Annotated in this window: 4 protein-coding genes; all 4 read left to right on the forward strand. The window is 34.5% G+C overall.

Annotation, left to right across the window (positions count from 1 at the left end):
- Positions 1-72: 72 nt before the first annotated feature.
- Entirely contained in the window at positions 73-1,452 is a 1,380-nt protein-coding gene (gene mnmE / locus IDG60_RS05760; RefSeq protein WP_206160552.1) for a tRNA uridine-5-carboxymethylaminomethyl(34) synthesis GTPase MnmE, read from the forward strand.
- Between the two features lie 66 nt (positions 1,453-1,518).
- Positions 1,519-3,396 (forward strand): tRNA uridine-5-carboxymethylaminomethyl(34) synthesis enzyme MnmG, encoded by a 1,878-nt coding sequence (mnmG, locus tag IDG60_RS05765; protein ID WP_000249657.1) that lies wholly within the window; start codon positions 1,519-1,521, stop codon positions 3,394-3,396.
- On the forward strand, positions 3,396-4,115 hold the full coding sequence (gene rsmG, locus IDG60_RS05770) for a 16S rRNA (guanine(527)-N(7))-methyltransferase RsmG (RefSeq protein WP_000215587.1): 720 nt from the start codon (positions 3,396-3,398) through the stop codon (positions 4,113-4,115). The genes mnmG and rsmG overlap by 1 nt, the downstream gene beginning before the upstream one ends.
- Positions 4,116-4,157: 42 nt before the next feature.
- Positions 4,158-4,997 (forward strand): nucleoid occlusion protein, encoded by an 840-nt coding sequence (noc, locus tag IDG60_RS05775; RefSeq protein ID WP_000742837.1) that lies wholly within the window; start codon positions 4,158-4,160, stop codon positions 4,995-4,997.
- Positions 4,998-5,111: the final 114 nt, after the last annotated feature.

Consider the following 5,111-nt stretch of genomic DNA (forward strand, 5'->3'; position numbering starts at 1 on the left):
TAAGACTGACCTTAGGGTTATAATAACTTACTTTAAAATGTATTCACATCGTTGAAGGAGGCGAGTAGCAATATGGATTTAGATACAATTACGAGTATTTCAACACCAATGGGTGAAGGGGCAATTGGAATTGTTCGATTGTCTGGACCGCAAGCCGTTGAAATTGCTGACAAATTATATAAAGGAAAACATCTTTTAAATGATGTTCCATCACATACGATTAATTACGGTCATATTATTGATCCAGAGTCTAAAGAAGTGGTTGAAGAAGTTATGGTGTCTGTGTTAAGAGCGCCAAAAACATTTACACGCGAAGATATTATAGAAATTAATTGTCATGGTGGTATTTTAACGATTAATAGAGTGCTGGAACTTACTATGACATATGGCGCTAGAATGGCTGAGCCAGGTGAATTTACAAAACGTGCCTTTTTAAATGGTCGTATTGATTTATCTCAAGCTGAAGCAGTTATGGACTTTATTCGCTCGAAGACAGATAGAGCTTCTAAAGTTGCGATGAATCAAATTGAAGGTCGTCTAAGTGACTTAATCAAAAAACAACGTCAATCTATATTAGAGGTACTCGCTCAAGTGGAAGTGAATATTGATTATCCTGAATACGATGATGTTGAAGATGCGACTACTGAATTTCTTTTAGAGCAGTCTAAAGAAATCAAACAGGAAATTAATCGTTTATTAGATACCGGTGCGCAGGGCAAAATTATGCGTGAAGGTTTATCTACAGTTATTGTTGGTAAACCAAACGTAGGTAAATCATCGATGTTAAATAATTTAATACAAGATAATAAAGCGATTGTAACTGAGGTAGCAGGTACTACAAGAGATGTCTTAGAAGAGTACGTCAATGTTCGTGGCGTGCCATTAAGATTAGTTGATACTGCTGGTATACGCGAGACAGAAGATATAGTAGAGAAGATTGGTGTTGAACGCTCTAGAAAGGCTCTTAGCCAAGCAGACTTAATTTTATTTGTATTAAACAATAACGAAGCATTGACTCAAGAAGATTACACATTATATGAAGTGGTTAAAAATGAAGATGTAATCGTAATTGTTAATAAAATGGATTTAGAGCAAAACATAGATATTAATGAAGTTAAAGATATGATAGGTGATACGCCATTAATTCAAACTTCAATGTTAAAACAAGAAGGTATTGATGAATTAGAAATACAAATTCGAGATTTGTTCTTTGGTGGAGAAGTACAAAATCAAGATATGACTTATGTTTCTAATTCAAGACATATTTCATTATTAAAACAAGCAAGACAAACGATACAAGATGCGATTGATGCAGCAGAATCTGGTGTGCCTATGGATATGGTACAAATTGATTTAACTAGAACTTGGGAAATATTAGGAGAAATTATTGGTGAGACTGCAAGTGATGAACTCATCGATCAGTTATTCAGTCAATTCTGCTTAGGTAAATAGTAATTGAAATAGACGGAATATCGTCTTAAGAAGGCTAGTAAGATATCAAATAAGGAGGTTTATATTGTGGTTCAAGAATATGATGTAATCGTTATAGGTGCGGGACATGCAGGTGTAGAAGCAGGTTTAGCATCTGCAAGACGTGGTGCTAAAACATTAATGCTAACAATAAATTTAGATAATATTGCATTTATGCCATGTAACCCATCTGTAGGTGGACCAGCTAAAGGCATCGTTGTTCGTGAAATTGATGCTTTAGGTGGACAAATGGCAAAAACAATCGATAAAACACACATTCAAATGAGAATGTTAAATACAGGTAAAGGACCTGCTGTAAGAGCACTAAGAGCGCAAGCAGATAAAGTACTTTATCAACAAGAAATGAAACGCGTGATTGAAGATGAAGAAAATTTGCATATAATGCAAGGTATGGTAGACGAACTTATTATAGAAGATAATGAAGTTAAAGGTGTACGTACAAATATTGGTACAGAGTATTTATCTAAAGCAGTAATTATTACAACGGGAACATTTTTACGTGGTGAAATCATTTTAGGTAATATGAAGTATTCAAGTGGACCAAATCACCAATTACCATCAATCACATTATCAGACAATTTAAGAGAACTTGGTTTTGATATTGTTCGTTTTAAAACAGGTACACCACCGCGTGTAAATTCAAAAACAATTGACTATTCGAAGACTGAAATACAACCAGGTGACGATGTAGGTCGTGCATTCAGCTTTGAAACAACAGAATATATATTAGATCAATTGCCATGTTGGCTAACGTATACTAATGCTGAAACACACAAAGTTATCGATGATAATTTACATCTATCTGCAATGTATTCAGGGATGATTAAAGGAACCGGGCCACGTTATTGCCCTTCAATTGAAGATAAATTTGTTCGATTTAATGATAAGCCGCGACATCAACTTTTCTTAGAGCCTGAAGGTCGTAATACAAATGAAGTATATGTGCAAGGATTGTCTACAAGTCTTCCTGAACATGTGCAACGTCAAATGTTAGAGACGATACCAGGTCTTGAAAAAGCAGATATGATGCGTGCCGGCTACGCAATTGAATATGATGCGATTGTGCCAACGCAGTTATGGCCTACACTTGAAACGAAAATGATTAAAAACTTATATACTGCAGGTCAAATTAATGGTACATCTGGTTATGAAGAAGCAGCAGGACAAGGATTGATGGCAGGTATTAACGCTGCAGGTAAAGTGTTAAACACAGGCGAAAAGATATTAAGTCGTTCAGATGCATATATTGGTGTCTTAATCGATGATCTTGTAACTAAAGGTACTAATGAACCTTATCGTTTACTAACATCACGTGCAGAATATCGTTTGTTACTACGTCATGATAATGCTGATTTGAGATTGACGGATATGGGATATGAACTTGGTATGATTTCTGAAGAACGATATGCACGTTTTAATGAAAAACGTCAGCAAATTGATGCGGAAATTAAGCGTTTATCAGATATTCGTATTAAACCAAACGAACATACGCAAGCGATTATTGAACAACATGGTGGTTCTCGCTTAAAAGATGGTATTTTAGCTATCGATTTATTACGCAGACCTGAAATGACTTACGATATAATTTTAGAAATTTTAGAAGAAGAACATCAATTGAATGCAGATGTTGAAGAACAAGTAGAAATACAAACAAAATATGAAGGTTATATCAATAAATCACTACAACAAGTTGAGAAAGTTAAGCGTATGGAAGAGAAGAAAATTCCAGAAGACTTAGATTATAGTAAGATTGATAGTTTGGCGACTGAAGCGCGAGAAAAATTATCAGAAGTAAAACCTTTAAATATTGCACAAGCTTCTAGAATATCAGGGGTAAATCCAGCAGACATATCTATATTATTGATTTACTTAGAACAAGGTAAACTCCAAAGGGTGAGTGACTAATGACTGTAGAATGGTTAGCAGAACAATTAAAAGAACATAATATTGAATTAACTGAGACTCAAAAACAACAGTTTCAAACATATTATCGTTTACTTGTTGAATGGAATGAAAAGATGAATTTGACAAGTATTACAGATGAACACGATGTATATTTGAAACATTTTTATGATTCCATTGCACCTAGTTTTTATTTTGATTTTAATCAGCCTATAAGTATATGTGATGTAGGCGCTGGAGCTGGTTTTCCAAGTATTCCGTTAAAAATAATGTTTCCGCAGTTAAAAGTGACGATTGTTGATTCATTAAATAAGCGTATTCAATTTTTAAACCATTTAGCGTCAGAATTACAATTACAGGATGTCAGCTTTATACACGATAGAGCAGAAACATTTGGTAAGGGTGTCTACAGGGAGTCTTATGATGTTGTTACTGCAAGAGCAGTAGCTAGATTATCCGTGTTGAGTGAATTGTGTTTACCGCTAATTAAAAAAGGTGGACAGTTTGTTGCATTAAAATCTTCAAAAGGTGAAGAAGAATTAGAAGAAGCAAAATTTGCAATTAGTGTGTTAGGTGGTAACGTTACAGAAACACATACCTTTAAATTGCCAGAAGATGCTGGAGAGCGCCAGATGTTCATTATTGATAAAAAAAGACAGACGCCGAAAAAGTACCCAAGAAAACCAGGGACGCCTAATAAGACTCCTTTACTTGAAAAATAATGCATAATCCTTTACAACTAACATAAAAGGAGCGAATGGATAATGAAAAAACCTTTTTCAAAATTATTTGGTTTGAAAAACAAAGATGACATCATTGGACATATTGAAGAAGATCGCAATAGTAATGTTGAATCCATTCAAATTGAACGTATCGTTCCCAACCGTTATCAACCAAGACAGGTGTTTGAACCAAATAAAATTAAAGAACTTGCTGAATCAATACATGAACATGGTTTACTACAACCTATTGTTGTAAGACCGATTGAAGAAGATATGTTTGAAATTATTGCTGGAGAGCGCCGATTTAGAGCAATACAATCACTAAATTTACCTCAAGCAGACGTTATTATTCGTGATATGGATGATGAAGAGACGGCTGTTGTTGCATTAATTGAGAATATTCAAAGAGAAAATTTGTCTGTTGTTGAAGAAGCGGAAGCCTATAAGAAATTATTGGAAATTGGTGATACAACGCAAAGTGAATTGGCAAAAAGTTTAGGTAAAAGTCAAAGCTTTATTGCAAATAAGTTGCGTTTATTGAAGTTGGCGCCGAAAGTACTACTTCGCTTAAGAGAAGGTAAAATTACTGAACGCCATGCGAGAGCGGTATTATCATTGTCTGATAGTGAACAAGAAGCGTTGATTGAGCAAGTCATTGCACAAAAACTAAATGTGAAACAGACTGAAGATAGAGTACGCCAAAAAACGGGGCCCGAAAAAGTCAAAGCACAAAACCTTCGCTTTGCACAAGATGTCACTCAAGCACGAGATGAGGTAGGCAAAAGTATCCAAGCGATTCAACAAACAGGACTACATGTTGAGCATAAAGACAAAGATCATGAAGATTATTATGAAATAAAAATTCGAATATATAAACGTTAGTAGTAGGATGTCGTATACATGATGACTAACACATAAAAGACAAAGCTAAGATCATAACAGCTTTGTCTTTTTTTGTTTTACGTGAAACATAAAAATTTATATTTATATGTTGAT

The sequence above is a fragment of the Staphylococcus sp. EG-SA-2 genome (assembly GCF_017152085.1).

Bases quoted from the DNA above. Each gene is read 5' to 3' on its own strand.
- mnmE (WP_206160552.1), top strand. From the start codon at position 73: ATGGATTTAGATACAATTACGAGTATTTCAACACCAATGGGTGAAGGG.
- rsmG (WP_000215587.1), top strand. From the start codon at position 3,396: ATGACTGTAGAATGGTTAGCAGAACAATTAAAAGAACATAATATTGAA.
- noc (WP_000742837.1), top strand. From the start codon at position 4,158: ATGAAAAAACCTTTTTCAAAATTATTTGGTTTGAAAAACAAAGATGAC.